General features: G+C 55.6%; 17 protein-coding genes. 8 read left to right on the forward strand and 9 right to left on the reverse strand.

The genetic code is table 11. From position 1 onward, the window contains the following. The first annotated feature begins 48 nt into the window (after positions 1–48). From rpoN to ptsN, 3 genes are all read left to right on the forward strand, one after another. Positions 49–1,629 carry an RNA polymerase factor sigma-54 gene (rpoN, locus tag WBY09_RS02070; protein WP_336231878.1) on the forward strand — a complete coding sequence of 527 codons (1,581 nt, stop codon included), beginning with the start codon at positions 49–51 and terminating at the stop codon, positions 1,627–1,629. A gap of 150 nt (positions 1,630–1,779) precedes the next feature. After that, positions 1,780–2,376 (forward strand): ribosome hibernation-promoting factor, HPF/YfiA family, encoded by a 597-nt coding sequence (hpf, locus tag WBY09_RS02075; RefSeq protein ID WP_008888695.1) that lies wholly within the window; start codon positions 1,780–1,782, stop codon positions 2,374–2,376. 38 nt (positions 2,377–2,414) lie between these two features. Beyond that, positions 2,415–2,879, forward strand: a complete 465-nt coding sequence (ptsN, locus tag WBY09_RS02080) for a PTS IIA-like nitrogen regulatory protein PtsN (protein WP_008888694.1) — start codon at positions 2,415–2,417, stop codon at positions 2,877–2,879. Positions 2,880–3,008: 129 nt separating this feature from the next. Here the strand turns inward: ptsN and WBY09_RS02085 are convergent, their stop codons facing one another. From WBY09_RS02085 to WBY09_RS02110, 6 genes are all read right to left on the reverse strand, one after another. After that, positions 3,009–4,574: an AmpG family muropeptide MFS transporter gene (locus tag WBY09_RS02085; protein ID WP_197146283.1), complete on the reverse strand. Its 1,566-nt coding sequence runs from the start codon at positions 4,572–4,574 to the stop codon at positions 3,009–3,011. 153 nt (positions 4,575–4,727) lie between these two features. Further along, positions 4,728–6,539 carry a translational GTPase TypA gene (gene typA / locus WBY09_RS02090; protein ID WP_063086392.1) on the reverse strand — a complete coding sequence of 604 codons (1,812 nt, stop codon included), beginning with the start codon at positions 6,537–6,539 and terminating at the stop codon, positions 4,728–4,730. Positions 6,540–6,976: 437 nt separating this feature from the next. Next, on the reverse strand, positions 6,977–7,966 hold the full coding sequence (locus tag WBY09_RS02095) for an adenosine kinase (protein ID WP_286791127.1): 990 nt from the start codon (positions 7,964–7,966) through the stop codon (positions 6,977–6,979). 679 nt (positions 7,967–8,645) lie between these two features. Next, positions 8,646–9,611, reverse strand: a complete 966-nt coding sequence (locus tag WBY09_RS02100) for a SirB1 family protein (protein WP_336231879.1) — start codon at positions 9,609–9,611, stop codon at positions 8,646–8,648. A gap of 93 nt (positions 9,612–9,704) precedes the next feature. After that, complete coding sequence (locus WBY09_RS02105; RefSeq protein ID WP_296990332.1) at positions 9,705–10,337, reverse strand: BON domain-containing protein; 633 nt, start codon at positions 10,335–10,337, stop codon at positions 9,705–9,707. 148 nt (positions 10,338–10,485) lie between these two features. Continuing rightward, positions 10,486–11,349 carry an AraC family transcriptional regulator gene (locus WBY09_RS02110; RefSeq protein WP_336231880.1) on the reverse strand — a complete coding sequence of 288 codons (864 nt, stop codon included), beginning with the start codon at positions 11,347–11,349 and terminating at the stop codon, positions 10,486–10,488. Positions 11,350–11,381: 32 nt separating this feature from the next. Between WBY09_RS02110 and WBY09_RS02115 the strand changes: the two genes are divergently transcribed. Further along, positions 11,382–11,789, forward strand: coding sequence for a DUF2000 family protein (locus tag WBY09_RS02115; RefSeq protein ID WP_197146280.1), 408 nt, complete (start codon positions 11,382–11,384; stop codon positions 11,787–11,789). A gap of 25 nt (positions 11,790–11,814) precedes the next feature. On the opposite strand, the gene WBY09_RS02120 is transcribed toward WBY09_RS02115, so the two are convergent. Both WBY09_RS02120 and rsmI read right to left on the reverse strand, forming a co-directional pair. Continuing rightward, a complete protein-coding gene (locus WBY09_RS02120) occupies positions 11,815–12,198 on the reverse strand; it encodes a YraN family protein (RefSeq protein WP_336231881.1) in 384 nt (127 codons plus the stop codon). Between the two features lie 2 nt (positions 12,199–12,200). Then, positions 12,201–13,259 carry a 16S rRNA (cytidine(1402)-2'-O)-methyltransferase gene (gene rsmI, locus WBY09_RS02125; protein WP_336231882.1) on the reverse strand — a complete coding sequence of 353 codons (1,059 nt, stop codon included), beginning with the start codon at positions 13,257–13,259 and terminating at the stop codon, positions 12,201–12,203. Positions 13,260–13,327: 68 nt separating this feature from the next. Here rsmI and WBY09_RS02130 point away from each other — a divergent pair, with 68 nt between their 5' ends. Further along, the gene (locus WBY09_RS02130) at positions 13,328–14,635 is read left to right on the forward strand and encodes a penicillin-binding protein activator (protein WP_336231883.1); all 1,308 of its coding nucleotides are present in this window, start codon (positions 13,328–13,330) and stop codon (positions 14,633–14,635) included. Between the two features lie 42 nt (positions 14,636–14,677). On the opposite strand, the gene nth is transcribed toward WBY09_RS02130, so the two are convergent. Further along, positions 14,678–15,319, reverse strand: coding sequence for an endonuclease III (gene nth / locus WBY09_RS02135; protein WP_336232363.1), 642 nt, complete (start codon positions 15,317–15,319; stop codon positions 14,678–14,680). A 191-nt stretch (positions 15,320–15,510) separates the two neighbouring features. Between nth and WBY09_RS02140 the strand changes: the two genes are divergently transcribed. The 3 genes from WBY09_RS02140 (at position 15,511) to dnaJ (ending at position 19,514) form a co-directional block, all read left to right on the forward strand. Further along, on the forward strand, positions 15,511–16,011 hold the full coding sequence (locus WBY09_RS02140; protein ID WP_336231884.1) for a DUF2244 domain-containing protein: 501 nt from the start codon (positions 15,511–15,513) through the stop codon (positions 16,009–16,011). 336 nt (positions 16,012–16,347) lie between these two features. Beyond that, complete coding sequence (gene dnaK, locus WBY09_RS02145; protein ID WP_008888681.1) at positions 16,348–18,264, forward strand: molecular chaperone DnaK; 1,917 nt, start codon at positions 16,348–16,350, stop codon at positions 18,262–18,264. Between the two features lie 104 nt (positions 18,265–18,368). Then, the gene (dnaJ, locus tag WBY09_RS02150) at positions 18,369–19,514 is read left to right on the forward strand and encodes a molecular chaperone DnaJ (RefSeq protein WP_063086408.1); all 1,146 of its coding nucleotides are present in this window, start codon (positions 18,369–18,371) and stop codon (positions 19,512–19,514) included. Positions 19,515–19,554: the final 40 nt, after the last annotated feature.

The following is a 19,554-nucleotide window of genomic DNA, read 5'->3' on the forward strand; positions in this document are numbered from 1 at the left end:
GTCAACCAAGTCTAGGGGGAGTTCGGATTGACACGGGGTAGTGCATAAATGGCCCTGAAGGCGCGTCTGGATCTACGCCAGTCCCAGTCACTTGTCATGACTCCCCAGCTGCAGCAGGCAATCAAACTGCTGCAATTCAATAATATTGAGCTTTCCAATTTCATCGACAGTGAACTGATGGAAAACCCGCTGTTGGAGCGGGCCGATCCCGGCCAGACCTATGCTGAGGCCGGTGATGGTGCGGTTGGCAATGGCGATGAAGGCCTTGATAGCCGATCAAACGACAATTTCACTGACCGCGATGACCGGTTCGGCACGGATCGCCTGACGTCGAGCGAAACCATGGGCAGTGATGACGGCCCCCTAGATGTTTCAAGTGACGCGCTTTATGGCGGCGAGGGTGAAATCACCCGCAACGGCGAACCGGTTTCAGGCAGTCACGATTATTCCGCGCCCTATAGCGGGGGTGCGGGTGGCGGTTCTGGCGGTTCGGCCGCAGGTGGAGATGACCTTCCGGGACTTGAACAGACGCTGGCCGATGAAGCGACATTGCGCCAGACCCTTGATGATCAGCTCAATATCGCCTTTGCCGATGCCACGTCGCGTATGATCGGCAGTTACCTGATCGATATGCTTGATGAAAATGGCTATATCAGCGGCGATCTTGATGAAGTTTCCGAATCCCTTGAATGCGATATCGCGGATGTTGAACGCGTTCTGAAGGTCATGCAGGGCTTTGACCCGGTTGGCATTTTTGCCCGCGATCTGGCGGAATGTCTGGAATTGCAACTGCGCGAACTCAACCGGTTTGATCCAGCGATGGCGGCCCTTCTGGCCAATCTTGATTTGCTGGCCAAGCGGGACTTTGATCGCCTGCGTCGGGTATGCGGCGTCGATTCGGATGATCTCCATGACATGATCGCCGAGATCAAAACCCTTGATCCGCGCCCGGGCAAGACCGCCGATGGCGAAATTGCAACCCCGGTGATCCCGGATGTTTTGATGCGTGCGGCAGGCAATGGCAACTGGCACCTGGAACTGAATTCCGAAGCCCTGCCGCGGGTTCTGGTCAATGAAGACTATGTCGCCCAAATCGGGTCGGGCCTGCGCGATCGCGAAGAGCGTGGCTTCATGAGCGAGAAGCTGCAAAGTGCCAACTGGCTGGTCAAGGCGCTGCATCAGCGTGCGACCACGATCATGAAGGTGGCTAGCGAAATCGTGCGTCAGCAGGACGGGTTCTTTACCCACGGGGTTGCGCATCTGCGGCCCCTGATCTTGCGCGACATCGCCGAAGCAATCGGCATGCATGAAAGTACGGTTTCACGTGTGACCAATGGCAAGTTCATGTCGACGCCGCGCGGCATGTTCGAGCTGAAATATTTCTTCACCACGGCAATTTCATCTTCAGACGGTGGGGACGCCTATTCGTCCGAAGCGGTACGTCACCGGATCAAGTCCTTGATCGACAATGAAGAACCCAAGAAGATTTTGTCGGATGACAAACTGGTTGAGCTTCTGGGCAAGGAAGGGATCGACATCGCGCGTCGAACAGTGGCAAAATACCGCGAAGCGATGCGCATCCCATCGTCAGTGCAGCGTCGGCGCGAGAAAAAATCACGTGCTTCCTAGCACGAATTTATCGAAAAAACGCACCTTAAGGTGCTGTAATTCAAGGGAACATACCCATATCTTGACTTGGTAATGACGAGGGAATATGGTGCGCCCACCTACGAGAGGGGCACCAAACTGGTATGTCACTCAACCGGGGATAGGCGATCCATGCAAATTACGGTTATCGGTAAGCAACTTGACGTTGGCGATGCTTTTCGCCAGCACGTCGTCGAGACCTTGGACCCTGCAGTAGAGAAGTATTTCGATCACGCGATTGAAGCCACGGTGACCGTCACCAAACAGGCACATCTCTATCACGCGCAGATTTCGGTCCATGTCGGCAAGGGCATGATGGTTCAGGCCAAGGCATCAGCGAACGAGGTTTATCCTGCGTTTGATGCCGCCTGTGACAGAGTGGCCAAACAGTTGCGGCGTTATAAACGGCGCCTGCGTGATCATCACGCAACCCGTGACCACTATGAGGAGGCTCGCCTGGAGGCGATCCACTATGTGATCGCACAGGAAGATGAAGATCAAACGGACGATAATCACACAAATGGCTTCGAGCCTGTGATTGTTGCCGAGACACCCGATCGCATCGATACGCTTTCCGTCGGGGAAGCTGTCATGCGGCTCGACTTGGGGGACATTCCGGCACTGATGTTCCGGAATGGCAAACATGGCGGACTGAACGTTGTCTACCGTCGCTCGGACGGAAATATCGGCTGGTTGGACCCAAACGATAATGAAGCGAGTGGCGCGTGACAGACACAGATTCCGAGCCAAACAACGCAACGCGAAAAATGGACATATCATCTATTCTTACTCCGTCCGGAGTTATTCCGGCACTGCGTGCCGGTGCGAAGAAGGCTGTGCTTGAGGAACTTGCCGAAAAGGCCGCCGAAGTTACCGGCCGCCCTGCAAGCGAGATTTTCTCTGTCCTGCTTGACCGTGAAAAGCTTGGCAGTACCGGTGTCGGTGGCGGTGTCGCGATTCCGCATGGCAAGCTCAATGATCTGGACCGCCTGTATATGGTTTTTGCCCGTGCAGGCAATCCGATCGAGTTTGACGCGGTTGATGAACACCCGGTCGACCTTTTCTGCATGCTGATTGCGCCCGAAGAAGCCGGTGCTGATCACCTGAAGGCACTGGCACGGATTTCCCGTCTGCTGCGCAATCAGGGCATGTGCGACAAGCTCCGCGGTGCCGGATCTGCAGATGCGATCTACGCATTGCTGACCCAGGACGAGGCCGAACAGGCCGCCTGAAAAGGTCAGTGAGTGGCGGGTAACCCCCGTAACAGACACAAGATTTAAAAAACCGGACGCCTGATTGGCGTCCGGTTTTGTTTTGGAATAGTGGACCCGTCGGTGGGCCGGATTTGGTTTCTGATCTGATCAGGCTTCGGCAGTCTTGGGTTCTTCGGGGTCCTTTACGTCTGTCAGGCGGGCGGCCAGAACAACGAGATAAAGCACCGGAATGCCGATCACAGCTGTGCCGATAAAGAACCAGCTATATCCGACCGCATCAACCACCGTGCCCGAGAAGCCGGCAAGGATTTTCGGGAACAGGGTCATGATCGAACTGAAGATCGCGTACTGCATCGCGGTGAACGAGATATTGGTCAAGCCCGACAGATAGGCGATGAAGGCCGCCGTTGCGAGACCACCCGACAGGTTATCGGCCATGATGACAACGACAAACATCGTGGTGTCGGGGCCAAGCTGTGCCATGAAGGCAAACAGGACATTGGTGATCGCCGATAACAACGCGCCAAGAAACAGGATCCGCACCACGCCATAGCGGACCGACAGAACCCCACCCAGGAAACTGCCACCAATGGTCATGAACAGGCCGAATGTCTTGGAAACGGCGGCGATTTCTTCCTTGGAATAACCAAGGTCGGTGTAAAACACGTTGGCCATCACGCCCATGACGATATCGGCGATGCGATACACCCCGATCAGGGCCAGGATGACGATGGCCGCCTTGCCATAGCGGTCAATGAAGTCCTTGACCGGCGAGATGTAGGTTTCCTGAACCATGCCGGTCGGTGTCAGGCCAACCCGGGTGGTGAGCCAGGCAACAAGGATGGCAAATCCGACCGAAATGGCCAGTTTGACGGTACCGGCAATGAAGCCTGACAGCTCGCTGATCATGCCGCCGTCAGTCAGGGCGGTTTTCAGCGGATTGGTGATCTCCCCGGCATAGACATTGGCAAGGATGAAGGCGACCACGGTAAGCGCGAACATCGCCAGAAACCGGACATAGTCCGATGTTTCGTGGAAATATTTGCTGTCGAGCTTTACGACCTTGGGCTCGCTGACAAGTAAGGTGGTGATCACACCCACACACATCGCAAGCGCCATGCAGGCATAGGCTACCGTCCATGCATGGTGTTGATAGGTACCTTCGGCTTCAAACAATCCGGCAATGGTCAGGGCCCCGGCACCAGCGACGATCATGCCAATGCGATAACCGCCGATATAGGCCGAGCTCATCATCGCCTGAAGGTCGGCATCGGCGGCCTCGATGCGATAGGCGTCAATAACAATGTCCTGGGTGGCCGAGGCAAAACCAAGGGCAACCGCGGCAAAGGCCATCATGGTCAGGTTTTCTGCCGGGTCGGTCAGTCCCATCCACAGGATGGCGGCGATGATGCCGCCCTGGGCAATGATCAGCCAGCTGCGCCGACGGCCCAGAATGCCGTGCAAAACTGGCAAGGGCAGACGGTCAATCAGTGGCGCCCAGACAAACTTGAAGGAATAGCCAAGTGCCGCCCAACTGAAATAGGTAACAGTGGAACGATCCACACCTGCTTCGCGCAGCCATATCGACAGGGTGGAGAAAATCAGAAGGATGGGAATGCCGGCCGACAGTCCCAGAAACAGCATCGTGATCACGCGCGGATGAATAAAGGCCCCAAAGGCCTCGCCCCAGCTTCGTTTTTCTGCGCTGTGCATCGATTTCCCCCAACTTGAAGCATGCTGTCATGAAGCTAGGGCAAACAGGTTAAGGAAAGCCGAAACATCGGGCTGTATGGCGAAAACGCGAACAGCAAAAAGGCCGATCCATATGGACCGGCCTTTTTGAATTCGGCTTGGCAAGAGAAAGGCTTAGCCTTCTTTCTTGCGGCTTTCGCGCTTACGCACGTTCGGATCAAGGTGCAGCTTACGGATACGAACGCTTTTCGGGGTCACTTCGACCAGTTCATCGTCCTGAATGTAAGACAGCGCTTCTTCAAGCGACATACGACGCGGCGGTGTCAGCGTAACAGCTTCGTCCTTGCCCGATGCACGAACGTTGGTCAGCTTCTTGCCCTTGAGCACATTGACTTCAAGGTCGTTGTCACGGTTGTGTTCACCAATGATCATGCCCTGATAGACGCGTTCGCCATGTTCGATGAACATGATGCCACGATCTTCAAGGTTAAACAGGGCGTAGGCCACTGCTTCGCCCTGATCGTTGGAAATCAGCGCACCGTTACGACGGCCAGCGATAGAGCCCTTGACCGGGCCATAGGAATGGAACACGCGGTTCATAACGCCGGTACCGCGGGTATCGGTCAGGAATTCACCGTGATAACCGATCAGGCCACGCGACGGCGCAATAAAGATGATACGGGTCTTGCCGCCACCAGAAGAACGCATGTCGGTCATCTCAGCCTTGCGCAGGCTCATTTTCTCGACCACGACGCCGGAATATTCCTCGTCAACGTCAACCTGGACTTCTTCGAACGGTTCGGACAGAACGCCGTCGATTTCCTTGAACAGAACGCGCGGACGCGATATCGACAGTTCGAAGCCTTCACGACGCATGGTTTCCACCAGAACGCCCAGCTGAAGTTCGCCACGACCGGCAACCTCGAATGCGTCCTTGTCTTCGGTTTCACCGATCTTGATCGCGATGTTGCCTTCGGCTTCGCGTTCCAGACGGGCACGGATCATGCGCGAGGTAACCTTGTCACCTTCCTGACCGGCCAGCGGCGAGTTGTTGACCGAGAAGGTCATCGCTAGGGTCGGCGGATCGATCGGCTGGCTTTCGATGGCGGTGGTAACTTCGGTGGAGCAGATGGTGTCAGCCACGGTTGCCTCGGTCAGACCGGCAATCGCGATGATGTCACCGGCGACGGCTTCTTCCTGCGGGACACGTTCCAGACCGCGGAAGCCCATCAGTTTCGACAGACGGCCGGTTTCAACCGTGCCATCGCCACGAATAACCTTCACCGGCATGTTGAGTTTCGCACGGCCCTGATAAACACGACCGGTCAGAATACGACCAAGGAAGTTATCGGCATGCAGCATGGTTGCCAGCATGGCAAACGGTGCTTTTTCATCAACGTCCGGTGCCGGAACGTGGCTCAGAACCAGTTCCATCAGCGGGGTCAGGTTTTCTTTCGGGCCTTCCGGGTTTTCAGCTGCCCAGCCGTCACGGCCGGATGCGTACAGAACCGGGAAGTCGAGCTGTTCTTCGGATGCTTCGAGCGACACGAACAGATCGAAAATCTCGTCGAGGACTTCCTCGGCGCGCTGGTCCGGACGGTCGATCTTGTTGATGATCACAATCGGCTTCAGACCGAGTTTAAGCGCCTTGCCCAGAACGAATTTGGTCTGCGGCATCGGGCCTTCGGCCGAGTCAACCAGCAGGACAACACCTTCAACCATGGACAGGATACGTTCGACTTCACCACCGAAATCGGCGTGGCCCGGGGTATCGACGATGTTTACGCGGGTTTCGCCCCACTGAACGGCCGTCGGTTTCGCGACGATGGTGATGCCACGTTCACGTTCCAGGTCGTTGCTGTCCATGGCGCGTTCGTCAACACGCTGGTTGTCACGATAGACACCGGACTGGCGGAACATGGAATCGACCAGCGTGGTTTTGCCGTGGTCAACGTGGGCGATGATGGCGATATTGCGCAAGCTCATGGGCGCGGACTCCAGAAATAAAAATGCCGCGCGCCGGGTCATGCCCATGCGCATCGGTCAGTAAGTAAGTGTTTCAAGGCCAGTAGATATTCAGCAACAAGCGCGATGGTTGCCGCCGCCGGTATCACCGGTGGGAAACCCACATCAACGTATGTGCTGAATGTTTACTGGCCCGGATCGTAATCGTGCAGATATACCCGAAGGCCGCCCTGTCATAGCCAATGTTAAGGCGAAAGGCCAGCGTTGTAAGCGCCATGTCGGGTTGATTATTCTGCAATGCGGGCTGTTTGCGCCAAACTCTGGACAAAGTCAATGATTGTGTTGCGCTGCAGCGCCATGCAAACCCGGCCTTCGCGACAGAAAAAACGGGACGGCAATGAAATGTTGCCGTCCCGTGAAATCTTTCAAACATCCGTACTCTTTATATAAAAGAGCGATCAGAGTGCCTTTGCGATCAGTTCCTTGAGATCCGCATCCGGGCGCGCACCCATATGCGAAATCACCTCGGCAGCACAGATCGCACCCAGCTGACCACAAATCTCAAGGGTGTGACCCTGGGTGTAGCCATACAGGAAGCCCGACGCGAACAGATCGCCGGCACCCGTGGTGTCGACCACTTTGGCGACCGGTTCGGCACTGATTTCATAAAGTTCGTTCTGGCTTACGATGACAGCACCCTTTTCACTGCGGGTCAGGGCTGCAACACGGCAATGCTTGCGGACTTCGGCCAGGGCTTCTTCAAAGGTCTCGACTTCGTAAAGCGACTTGATCTCTTCCTCATTGGCAAACAGGACGTCGATATGGTCGTCGACCAGTTCGCGGAAAGATTCGCGGTGGCGATCAACGCAGAAGGAATCAGACAGGCTGATCGAAACCTGACGACCGGCATCATGGGCAACCTTGGCGGCCTTGACGAAGGCATCCTTGGCTTCGGGGCGATCCCACAGATAGCCTTCCATGTAGGTGACCTTGGCTGATTTGATCAGATCTTCATCAATATCATCCGGGCCAAGCTCGGTGCAGGCACCGAGGAAGGTGTTCATGGTACGGTGACCATCGGGGGTGACGAAGATCAGGCAACGCGCGGTCGGGGAACCCTCGGTCGCAGCCGCAGAATCAAACGCGACACCAATCGCACGGATGTCATGGCGGAAAACCTGGCCCAGCTGATCATCACGCACCTTGCCGATATAGGCACCCTTGCCGCCAAGGGCTGCGATGCCAGCCATCGTATTGCCAGCCGATCCGCCCGACATTTCAAGGCCCGGACCCATCTGGTCATACAGCGCATCGGCCCGGTCGGCATCAATCAGGGTCATGGCGTTTTTGACAAGCTCAAGACGCGCAAGGTCTTCTTCCTTGCAGTGGGCAAGGACGTCGACAATGGCGTTGCCGATCCCGACGACGTCGAATTTGGTGTCGTTCATATAGTAAATTCCTGCGGTTATGTGGGCTCAGACCCTGATTCATACGGCACAGTAAAAAACCGGCAAGCCACGCCGCGCGTGCGTTGGCCTGATCATTTTCAGTGTGCCTGATACTGACTGTTGCGGAGTATAGGGAATGCGATTTTCGGTGCAAGCTTTGCAACTGTTTCGTGCCCGGTCGTTTAACCTGTCCTTAACTTCGCCAAAAAACTGCAAAAGATGTTTTTTTAGGTGTTGATCGGTGAAATTCGATCTGGATCCGGTTCGAATTTCCGGGTCACGACTGCAAAAATCGATTTTGAACGGGCATTGGCAAAAACGGCCGGGCGCAAAGCCCCGGAAATCAACGGTTCGGGCTTTGTTTAGGTTTTGCGCAGGTAACAGCGCGCAAATCGCGCGAAAACCCCGCAAAAATACCGAAACAAGAAGATTTATATGATTTTGAAGGGCCAATTCGACCGGTTTTGCGACGGAGAGGTTTCAAGACAAACCGGTTTGTCTTTGGATAGATGCAAATAACAAATGCTATAATGTAAACTATAAATAACTTTATTTAATCCTAAATGCGGAAAATCGCTACTTTGTAGCCATACGGGTTGGCGCGATGTTGATCTGGCACATCTCGCCAAATGCGACATTTCTGGCACGCAGCACAGGATTTTTGGGCGCTATTTCGGGGTTATTTATCGGGGAAAAGCGGGATCGGCGCATTGTCGTCTGCCGATCCGGTGTCGTCCTTGTCGGTGTAATCCGCAACGACCCTGTTCTTTTCAGTGTGTGCCGTTCCGGGGCCCGCTTCATGACGGACCCTTTCATACAATTCTTCGATCACTGCTTCGATCCGGGCGCGATGAAGCGGGTCTTCACAGCGTTTGACGAACTGTTCAAACGCACCAAGCGCCATATGGTCCTGGTCAAGGCGGGCATAGAGCGCGCCAAGCTGATGCCAAAGCCCTTCATGGTCCGGCGCGATCAGCAAACTGTGTTCGACAACACGGGTTGCGAGCTCCAGTTCACCGGCGCGAAGCGCCCGTACCTTTATGTTGTTTTGAAGCCGTAACAAAATATCGATGTCGGATGACGGCCGGTAATGATGGGGTGCCAGTTCGGCATCAAGGCCGCTGAATGACTTTAGCAATTCACGTAGTTCTGCCGGACCGAGACTGATCGCGCCATGGAACGGGTCGATCATCTTGCGTTTGCCATTGGCCTGCACGCGCAGCAGGAAATGACCGGGAAAATCAATGCCGGTGACGGCAATGCCGCACCGCATGGCCGCGTGGATATAGAGCATGCCAAGGGCAACTGGCAGGCCACGCTTGCGCTCAATCACCTGCATCAGATCGGCATTGGCAATGTCATCATAGTTTTCCGCATCCCCTTGAAAGCCATTGCGTTCGGCAATCACGGTCTGCAAGGCGCGCACGACCTGATCAATGGTCGGCTCGGCTTCCTTGTCATCAACCGGCAGGGCCTGCTGATCCGCGCCATCGGTGGCAAGATCGGGCTGCAAGGTCAGACCGGCCAACTCGGCACGGACCTGATCGGCGAGATCATCCAAAATCGTAATGAACGGCGCGACATCGCGTTTATGGGTGCCGTTTGATTGGTTCAGGCGGGCAAAATGCAGGGCCGCCTCCGCCACGCTGGCGTCAGGTTTCAGGCCCTTGCCATAATCGACAAGCCATTGGCGATCCGGATCGGTCGGTGCTGTTATGTGGCTTACGGTACTGATGGCTCAGGTTCCTTGTCGGATGGCATCGTCTTTCAGACGGATATGACTGACAACCCGTTTGACATAGCTGGTGTCCCGGGCATGTGAAATCACGCGACTGCGTTCATGGTCGTCCTGGGCAATTCCCATCAGATGGACGGTGCCATTGACGGTCTCGACGCTGTAATTGATGGCAAAAACATCACCATCAAACATCAATGCAGTCTTGATCTTGGTGGTGATCAACAGGTCGCTTGCATTATCAACAAGCGTCAGGCCGTCACCGATCTCAATCTCGTTATGAACACTTTTGACCCCGCTAACCTGCCAGCTTAGGCGAACAGCTTCAAGTTGATCAGCCACGGTGGGCACCTGACCGGCCAAAAGAACTTCGCCTTCAACCACTTCAATCTCGATATCGAGAAACAGCTTTTCGTCCTGTGCCAGAAACTTCTGCCAGATTTGGGCGGTGATCGCCGTATCACTGACAGCACCGTTAAAGCCGCGCTCCTGAAAGGCGGCAACACCGGCGGTTGCGCCAGCTCCGAGCACAACGGATGTGGGCGTGCATCCCGAAAGCGGCAAAATGCACATACCCGTCAGCAGAAGTGCCCTGGCAAAGCCAAGTGGCCGATTGACCATTCTTATTGGTGACATTAACGGATGTCTCGTCCAGTTCCCCCAAGTCTTACATCACCCATCATGGCCCGCGGGGGTTAAAGAGACTTAAAACACTGGCCGGTTTATCAGCAAAAATGCATTTTTCTGCAAATTCGTGCCTAAAATCGATGTCGCAGGGCGACGATCACAGGTTGTTGCTGGTGAACAATTCCGCCCAACGTCCGGGTGACACACCATAAGTCTGGCGGAAATGGCGGTTGAAATGGCTTTGATCGGCAAACCCGGTCTCGGCGGCGATTCCGGCCAGGGGTTGCCCAACCATCATCAATGCCCGCGCCTTTTGCAGGCGACGCATCATCAGATATCGATAGGGTGTGGTTCCGAACCGCGCACGGAAATGCCGGATCAGGCGAAAACGGTCCATACCGGCAACCTGTTCAAGCTCGTCAGATTGTACCGGGCGGTCAAAGTTATCTTCCAGAAAGGCGCGCACCTGATCCATGCTTTGGCTGGCCGTAAAGCGCGGGCGTTTCAGTGGTGCCTTGGCATGTAAGGACAGGCGCCGGGCGATGTCGCTGACAAACTGATCGCGCAAAAGCGGATCCATGTCGCTTTCAAGTTCCCCCAAAGCCGATGCCATGATCGACCACAAAACCGGGTCCTGAATAACCGGTTCACCGACAAAGGGCAGGGGATCGGCTTCGTGATCAAGGCCCGATCGCAACAAGGCGGGTTCAAGATACAGCATGCGATATTGCAAGCCGTCTTCGGTCCCAGCGCCGCCATCATGCAGCTCGTCAGGATGCAGGATGATGATATTGCCCGGATTACTGGCGCGAAATTCCCCGCGATAATTAAAAGTCTGGACACCTTTCAAGGTGATGCCCAGCGCATAGGTATCGTGGCGATGCGGGGTGAACATATTGCCATAGAACAGGGCTTCGATCCGCTCGATCCCCGGTGCAGTCGGGGCCGCAACGAAGCGTTCGCGCTTTTTGCACAAACGTTCAATACCGCGATCATCTGCCTGTTCTATTGCTTCTTTCATTACCGGATCATCCGACCGATTGGAGGAAGTGAATGTTTGATACCAAAGTCGCCCTGATTTTGCGCAATGACCTTGAAACTTGGCAATCCCTGAATGTGACGGCCTTCCTGATGAGCGGCATTGTTGCCCAAACCCCCGATATCATCGGCGAGCCTTATATCGACGCCAACCAGAATATCTATAACCCGTTGTCACGCCAGCCCGCCATCGTTCTGGCCGCCGATGGCGATACCATCGCGAAAATCCATCAGCGCGCCTTAAATCGCGGTGTCCGGGTATCGGCCTATATCGAGGAAATGTTTGCCACTGGCCACGATGCGGCCAATCGGGATGTTTTTGCCAACGCGGATCCTGAAACGGCAAAGTTTGTTGGCATTGGCATTCATGCCGATAAACGCAGTGTGGATAAGATCACCAAGGGTGCGAAAATGCATCCCTAAGCCCAACAAACTGCGGGAATGCCTGCTATGAAACCTGCCAGGCATTCCTGAGATGCTCGGTCCTGCCCCAATTTCGAACAATCATCAGATCAAGGCGAAGATCACCCGTATGGCCGATCTTGCCTGCGTAAGATTCAAGGGCACGGGCGATGCGGCTTTGTTGCCTTGGGGTAATGGCATGCAGGGCGGTTGCGCGATCGGTGCGATTTTTGACCTCAATCGCGACCATGACATTTCCGCGTCTGGCAATGATGTCGATTTCACCGACCGGGCTTTTGTGGCGGATGGCCAGAATGCGATAGCCCTTCAGGCGTAACCAGAATTCACAAAGTTTTTCCGCCCGGCGTCCGGCCTTTTCCGCCCGCTTGCGGCTTGATGTTTCATCATGCACAGGACGGGATCGGGCCATGGTCAATCCGGGTCCGACTTGGCAAGTTCAAGGGCACGATTATAAAGGTCGCGCTTCTTAAGGCCGGTTTCGCGGGCCAGGATATCGGCGGCATCCTTGGTGCGGTGGGTTTTGATCAGATCGCTCAGGCGCGCGTCGATATCCTCGGCACTTGGTTCGTTTTCGCGGGCATCGGTCGGACCGACAATCACCACGATCTCGCCTTTGGGGGCGCCGGCCTCATTATAATGCGCCGCCAGATCAGCAAGTGTGCCATTGCGGACTTCTTCAAACATTTTGGTTAGTTCGCGGGTTACCGCGGCTTCGCGTGTACCGCCCAGCATTTCGGCCATATCGGTTAGGCTGGCGGCCAGTCGCTTGGGACTTTCAAGAAAGATCAGGCTGCCCGGGATCGGGGCAAAGCGCGCCAGTTCCTTTTTGCGCGCCATCGATTTGGGCGGCAGGAAGCCGGCATAAAAGAAATGATCGCTCGGCAGGCCAGACAGGATCAGGGCAACAATCGGTGACGCCGCACCCGGGGCGGCGGTGACAGTGAAACCTTCTGCCTTGCAGTCGCGTACAAGTTTGTAGCCCGGATCATTGATCAAGGGTGTTCCGGCATCGGAAATAAGGGCAAGCCCCTGTCCCTTGCCCAGACGGTCCATGATTTCGGGACGCATTTTGGCTGCGTTATGTTCGTGATAGGCGATTCGCTTGGTTTTCACGCCATATCGCGACAGCAATTTCCCCGACGTTCTGGTGTCTTCACACAGGATAACATCGGCACGTTTGAGGATTTCAAGCGCCCTGAACGTAATATCGCCCAAATTTCCGATTGGAGTAGCGACAAGATAAAGACCAGCTGAAAGCGGCAAATGGCTTTCATCATGTTTACTTGCACCCTCGCCCGCATTACCCTGCGGACGAAACGACTTATCTGGAGGTGAGAGTGGGTTGTCCGAAACGTCATCCGTCACAGAATCGGATGCAGAAAGAGGCGCTGCCGTGTCAGGCGTTGTCAGATCGGGATCGGTTTTCGGATCTATTTCCGGCTTGGGGCCGGATTGCGCGCCGGACGGCATCTGTGGTTGTCCTCTCTTTCGGGCTGACCGCTTGTAATGCGACCACGAGTATCACGGACCTTTTCGGCATGCAACGTGATGGGGCGTCGGTTGAAAGTGCCAATCAGCCGGGCGGCAATACCGTTGATCCCAACAGTGCCCCCAATCAGGGCCTGATCCCCGATGCCAGCCCATGGCCAAGCGATGCTGCCCTGCCCGAGGGTGAGGGCGCTGAGCTGCCGTTGCTTTATAATGACGATGCGGCTGTTTTTGAAAAGCGGGTCGCGTTGTTGTTGCCGCTGTCAGGTCAGCATGGCGAACTGGGCCGGGCGATGCGCCACGCTGCTGAACTCGCCATGTTTGACATTGCCGGTGATGACTTCATCCTGATGCCGATCGATACTGCTGGCACCTATCAGGGCGGGCAGAATGCCGCGCGCGAAGCCGTCGATGCCGGTGCCAAGATGATCCTTGGCCCGCTATTTGCCGAATCGGTCAGTGGGGCGAGCGAAGTTGCCAAATCGGCAAATGTGCCGGTGGTGGCCTTTTCCAACAATCGTCGGGTGGCGGAAAGCGGTGTTTGGGTCAATGGCCTGATCCCCGAAGACCAGATTGCTCGTGCGGCTGGCTATGCCACGACGCAAGGGCGTTACCGTTTCGCAGCCCTTCTGCCGCAAAACGATTATGGCCGCCAGATCGCAAGCGGACTTAATACCGTTGTCTCGCGCGTTGGCGGGACCCTTGGCCGGGTGGCGTTCTATCAGCCCGGTTCGGAAGACTTGCAGCAAACCATTCGGGACTTTGCCAATTATGACGCGCGGCGTGCGAACCTGCGCGCACACAAGGCACAGCTTGAAGCCGATGGCAGTGCCGGTTCCAAACGCGCGCTGCGACGTCTTGAAGGGGTCGATACCTTTGGCGAGCTTGATTTTGATGCCCTGATCCTGCCGGCCACCGGCGGTGAATTGCGTCAGGTTTCCTCGCTTCTGGCCTATTTCGATGTTGATCCATCGGTGGTGCAGTTTATCGGAACGTTCGGCTGGAACGATCCGGGTCTGTTTGCCGAACCGGCGCTTAAGGGCGGGATTTTTGCCGCCCCCAATCCGGAAAACTGGGAACTGTTTGCTGCCCGTTTTGAGCGTACCTTTGGCAGCCAGCCGCCCCGCATTTCAAGCCTTGCCTATGACAGCACGGCTTTGGCGGCCCTTATGGCGCGTGATGAAAACAATATGAGCCAGCAGACGCTGACCAATCCAAGCGGATTTGTCGGTGTGGACGGTATCTTCCGTCTGACCCCGGATGGTCAGTCAGAACGTGGCTATGCCATCATGCAAGTCCAGCCCGATGGCGCAAAGGTAATTGCACCCGCCCCGGCAAGTTTCGATCAGGTCTTCTGATCACGACTTGATAAGCCCAGACCTTTTTAAACGCCTGTCGGATCAAGCCCCGGCAGGCGTTTTGTCTTTGTAATTGCACAGATCATTGACGATGCAGTCGCCACAGCGCGGCTTGCGCGCCTTGCAGATATAGCGCCCATGCAGGATCAGCCAGTGATGCGCATGGGTCATGAAGCGGGCCGGAACCTTTTTCAGCAGCGCCTTTTCAACCGCCAGAACCGTTTTGCCATTGGCCATGCCGGTACGATTGCCGAGCCGGAAAATATGGGTATCAACCGCCATGGTGTGCTCACCCCAGGCGATGTTGCGCACCACATTGGCGGTCTTGCGACCAACACCGGGTAGTTCTTCGAGGGCTTCCTGATCGTTGGGGACAATGCCGCCATGCTTTTCGACAAGGATTTTGGCCGCTGCCATCACGTTCTTGGCCTTGCCACGATAAAGCCCGATAGTCTTGATGTGCTCGATCAATGCTTCTTCGCCAAGATCAAGCATGTCCTGCGGGGTTGAAACGATCTGAAACAGTTTTTTGGTTGCCTTGTTGACCCCGACATCTGTCGCCTGTGCCGACAGGGCAACCGCGACCAGAAGGGTATAGGGGTTGGTGTAATCAAGCTCCCCTTTCGGTTCCGGGTCCGCATCAGACAGACGCTGGAAAAACTCTTCGATGGCGGCTTGGTTCATCGGGCGGGCCATGGGCTGCGATCTCTTTTTATGTATCGATATTTGGGGCTCGGGGTGGCGTTGATGCGCATCCCCTGATCCGATTTAAGTGTTGCAAACTATATAAACTGTGAGGGGTGAAAAATCGAATTTTGATTGCAGCTGTCCTGTGCCCCGACGCACAATCGGATATCCAGCAACAGGTAACTTACATGCCAAACGTGCCGCGTTCAGCCAAACCGATCTTTCGGGTGGATCTGTTTCCGCCGCGATCGCTGTCGCGTCGCGCTGCCCGCAATATTGTGCTGTTCATTGCAGCACTCACCACGACCATCGGGTTTATCTTCTGGTCGGTGGGCGCGTGGCCGGTGATCGGGTTTTTGGGGCTTGATGTTGTGTTGCTGTCGCTGGCCTTTTATTTCAGTTTTCGTTCCGCCCGTCAGGAAGAACGGATCGAGCTTGCAGCAGGCAACCTTCGGGTGACACGGATTTCTGTGCGTGGCGAACGCGAGGAGTTTGATTTTCAGCCCTATTGGCTGCGCGTGGTGTTGGAGCGCGGCGAGGATGAACAAGCCGCACTGTTTTTGCGCACGCACGGCAAAAGTCTGGAAATTGCGCGTTTTCTGGGCGCAGATGAAAAGGAAAATCTGGCAAACAAGCTTGAGACCGTGTTGCGCCAAACCCGCTGTAATCCTGCCGATATTCCGATCTGAGGCCCGTGATCTGAGTGTTTTGCAACCCGGTTATGAAGCAATTCGAAAGCCGGGTTTTGTGCCTTAAAAACCGGCTTTTTTTGCCCATTGCGCCAGTTTATCGGGCCTGAAATGCAGTTGATCGGATCAAAAATGCGGTTTGAAGGCAAAAAACAGCCAAGATTCCCCACTTTGACCGCTTGCGACTTTGTGGCGACTTTCATATATAGGTTCGCGGGGTAACGAAGAAGCCCCAGAAAAATTACGTGTATTACAACCATTGGTCCCAGGAGGTCCTGCGCGGCGCTTCATTTTGGAGGCTGCGGGACGGACCGGCCGCTAAAAGAGGAACTTACTATGGGTAAGATTATTGGTATCGACCTTGGCACCACCAACTCGTGCGTAGCAGTCATGGACGGCAAAGAAGGCCGTGTGATTGAAAACAGCGAAGGTGCTCGTACCACTCCGTCAATGGTCGCTTTCACCGATGATGGTGAACGCCTTGTCGGTCAGCCGGCGAAACGCCAGGCAGTCACCAACCCGGAAAACACCCTGTTTGCCATTAAACGTCTGATCGGTCGTCGTTACGGCGATCCGGAAGTCGAAAAGGACAAGGATCTCGTTCCGTACAAAATCGTATCGGGCGAAAACGGCGATGCATGGGTTGAAGTCAATGGCGAGAAAATGGCCCCGAGCCAGATCGCAGCCATGGTGCTTCAGAAAATGAAGGAAACTGCAGAAGCCCATCTGGGTGAGCCGGTAACCGAAGCCGTGATTACCGTTCCGGCATACTTCAACGACTCCCAGCGCCAGGCAACCAAAGACGCCGGCAAGATTGCGGGTCTTGAAGTCAAACGTATCATCAACGAGCCGACCGCAGCAGCACTGGCCTATGGTCTGGACAAGAAAGACGGCGGCACCGTGGTCGTTTATGACCTTGGTGGTGGCACCTTTGACGTGTCGGTTCTGGAAATCGGCGATGGCGTTTTCGAAGTTAAATCGACCAACGGTGATACCTTCCTTGGTGGTGAAGACTTCGACAAACAGATCATCGATTACCTTGCTGACGAGTTCAAAAAAGAACAGCAGATCGACCTGCGTAAAGACCGTCTGGCCCTGCAGCGTCTGAAAGAAGCTGCCGAGAAAGCCAAGATCGAGCTTTCCTCGTCGATGCAGACCGATGTCAACCTGCCGTTCATCACCGCAGACGCCTCTGGTCCGAAACACCTTAACATCAAGCTGTCGCGTGCGAAGCTTGAAGGTCTGGTTGGCGATCTGATCGAACGCACCATGACCCCGTGCAAGGCAGCGCTGAAAGATGCCGGCATCACCGCTGGTGAAATCGATGACGTTATCCTGGTCGGCGGCATGACCCGTATGCCGAAGGTTCAGGAACGCGTTAAAGAGTTCTTTGGCCGTGACCCGCACAAAGGTGTGAACCCGGATGAGGTTGTTGCCCTTGGTGCCGCGATTCAGGGTGGTGTTCTGCAGGGTGACGTCAAAGACGTTCTTCTGCTGGATGTGACCCCGCTGTCGCTTGGTATCGAGACGCTTGGTGGTGTCTTCACCCGCCTGATCGACCGTAACACCACGATCCCGACCCGTAAGTCGCAGACCTTCTCGACCGCTGAAGACAATCAGACGGCCGTGACCATCCGCGTCTTCCAGGGTGAACGTGAAATGGCGGCTGACAACAAGATGCTTGGCCAGTTCGATCTGGTTGGTATCCCGCCGGCACCGCGCGGTGTTCCGCAGATTGAAGTGACTTTTGACATCGACGCCAACGGTATCGTCAACGTGTCTGCCAAAGACAAGGCGACCAACAAGGAACAGCAGATCCGTATCCAGGCATCTGGTGGTCTTTCCGATGACGAGATCGAAAACATGGTCAAGGATGCGGAAAGCAATGCCGAAGCTGATAAAAAGCGTAAGGCCCTTGTCGAAGCCCGCAACCAGGCAGAAGCCATCATCCACGCCACCGAAAAGAACCTTTCGGAGCATGGTGACAAGGTTGACGACGCGACCAAGTCGGAAATCGAAAACGCCCTGTCGGCTTTGAAAGAAGCCAAGGACGGTGAAGATGCCGAAGCCATCACCACCAAGCTGAACGAACTGCAGCAGGCCTCGATGAAACTTGGCGAAGCCATGTATCAGGCCCAGCAGGAAGAAGCTGGCGCTGGTGACGCGGCGGACGCTGATGCCTCTGCACAGGCCGACGACGGTGTTGTTGACGCCGACTTCGAAGAAGTCGATGACAACAAAAAAGACAAGTAAGGCGACCGCAGAGGTCGTCTTGAACGACGCCCTGTAAAGAAAAATCGGGCCGTTCCGGACGCAAGAATTTGCTGGAACGGCCCGACCGTATTTCGGAGTTACAGATGGCGAAAGAAGATTATTACGAGCTGTTGGGTGTCAGTAAAGATGCCAGTGCAGCCGAGCTGAAAAGCGCCTATCGCAAGCAAGCGATGAAATACCACCCGGACAAAAATCCGGGCGATACCGAAGCTGAAGTCAAATTCAAACAGGTCAGCGAAGCTTACGAGGTCCTGAAGGATCAGGAAAAGCGCGCGGCCTATGACCGTTTTGGCCATGCTGCCTTTGAACAGGGCGGCCCCGGTGGTGGCGGCTTTGGTGGTGGCTTCGGCGGTGGATTTGGCGGCGGTGGTTTTGCCGACGTCTTTGACGAGATCTTTGGCGCCATGGGCGGCGGACGCCGCGGTGGCGGTGGATCGTCCCGTGGGGCGGATCTGCGCTACAACATGGCGATCACGCTTGAAGAAGCGTTCGAAGGCAAAAAGGCCGAAATTACCATTCCGGGGTCCGTATCGTGCGACAGCTGTGATGGCACCGGTGCCGAAGCCGGTTCGCAGCCGGTCAATTGCCCGACCTGTAATGGTCACGGCAAGGTCCGCGCGCAGCAGGGCTTCTTTACCATTGAACGCACCTGCCCGAGCTGCCATGGCAAAGGCAAGATCATCAAGAACCCGTGCAAATCCTGCCACGGTGTTGGTCGCGTCGAAAAGGAAAAGACCCTTCAGGTCACCATTCCGGCCGGTGTCGAAGATGGCACGCGCATTCGCCTGGCGGGCGAGGGCGAGGCAGGCACCAATGGTGCGCCTCCCGGGGATTTGTATATCTTCCTCGATATCGGGCATCACCGCTTCTTCCAGCGCGAAGGGGCCAACCTGTATTGCCGGATTCCGATCCCGATGGGCAAAGCCGCCCTTGGTGGCACCATCGAGGTGCCGACCATCGAAGGCACGCGCACCCGGATCAATATCCCGGCCGGTACCCAGTCCGGTCAGCAGCTTCGTCTGCGCGGCAAGGGGATGAGCATCCTGCGCTCGCAGGCGCGCGGTGACATGTTTGTCGAAGTCAGCGTCGAAACTCCGGTTAATCTGACAGACCGTCAGAAAGAACTGCTTGAGGAATTCGACGAGATTTCGCGCGAACAGGGGTCCAGCCCGGAAAGCGAAGGGTTCTTTTCCAAGATGAAGGAAATCTGGAAAGACCTGACCGACTGATCGGCTTGCGCTTAAAAGATCAATATCTCAAACCCCCGGC

It is taken from the genome of Thalassospira sp. CH_XMU1458, from assembly GCF_037027205.1.
GTDB lineage: Bacteria > Pseudomonadota > Alphaproteobacteria > Rhodospirillales > Thalassospiraceae > Thalassospira > Thalassospira tepidiphila.

Excerpts from the sequence above, each read along its gene's own strand:
- WBY09_RS02085 (WP_197146283.1), bottom strand. The coding sequence starts at position 4,574 with ATGCACAGCGCAGAAAAACGAAGCTGGGGCGAGGCCTTTGGGGCCTTT.
- WBY09_RS02105 (WP_296990332.1), bottom strand. The coding sequence starts at position 10,337 with ATGTCACCAATAAGAATGGTCAATCGGCCACTTGGCTTTGCCAGGGCA.
- WBY09_RS02140 (WP_336231884.1), top strand. The coding sequence starts at position 15,511 with ATGCCAAACGTGCCGCGTTCAGCCAAACCGATCTTTCGGGTGGATCTG.
- typA (WP_063086392.1), bottom strand. The coding sequence starts at position 6,539 with ATGAGCTTGCGCAATATCGCCATCATCGCCCACGTTGACCACGGCAAA.
- WBY09_RS02095 (WP_286791127.1), bottom strand. The coding sequence starts at position 7,966 with ATGAACGACACCAAATTCGACGTCGTCGGGATCGGCAACGCCATTGTC.
- hpf (WP_008888695.1), top strand. The coding sequence starts at position 1,780 with ATGCAAATTACGGTTATCGGTAAGCAACTTGACGTTGGCGATGCTTTT.
- dnaK (WP_008888681.1), top strand. The coding sequence starts at position 16,348 with ATGGGTAAGATTATTGGTATCGACCTTGGCACCACCAACTCGTGCGTA.
- WBY09_RS02120 (WP_336231881.1), bottom strand. The coding sequence starts at position 12,198 with ATGGCCCGATCCCGTCCTGTGCATGATGAAACATCAAGCCGCAAGCGG.
- ptsN (WP_008888694.1), top strand. The coding sequence starts at position 2,415 with ATGGACATATCATCTATTCTTACTCCGTCCGGAGTTATTCCGGCACTG.
- WBY09_RS02130 (WP_336231883.1), top strand. The coding sequence starts at position 13,328 with ATGCAACGTGATGGGGCGTCGGTTGAAAGTGCCAATCAGCCGGGCGGC.
- dnaJ (WP_063086408.1), top strand. The coding sequence starts at position 18,369 with ATGGCGAAAGAAGATTATTACGAGCTGTTGGGTGTCAGTAAAGATGCC.
- WBY09_RS02110 (WP_336231880.1), bottom strand. The coding sequence starts at position 11,349 with ATGAAAGAAGCAATAGAACAGGCAGATGATCGCGGTATTGAACGTTTG.
- rpoN (WP_336231878.1), top strand. The coding sequence starts at position 49 with ATGGCCCTGAAGGCGCGTCTGGATCTACGCCAGTCCCAGTCACTTGTC.
- rsmI (WP_336231882.1), bottom strand. The coding sequence starts at position 13,259 with ATGCCGTCCGGCGCGCAATCCGGCCCCAAGCCGGAAATAGATCCGAAA.
- nth (WP_336232363.1), bottom strand. The coding sequence starts at position 15,319 with ATGAACCAAGCCGCCATCGAAGAGTTTTTCCAGCGTCTGTCTGATGCG.
- WBY09_RS02115 (WP_197146280.1), top strand. The coding sequence starts at position 11,382 with ATGTTTGATACCAAAGTCGCCCTGATTTTGCGCAATGACCTTGAAACT.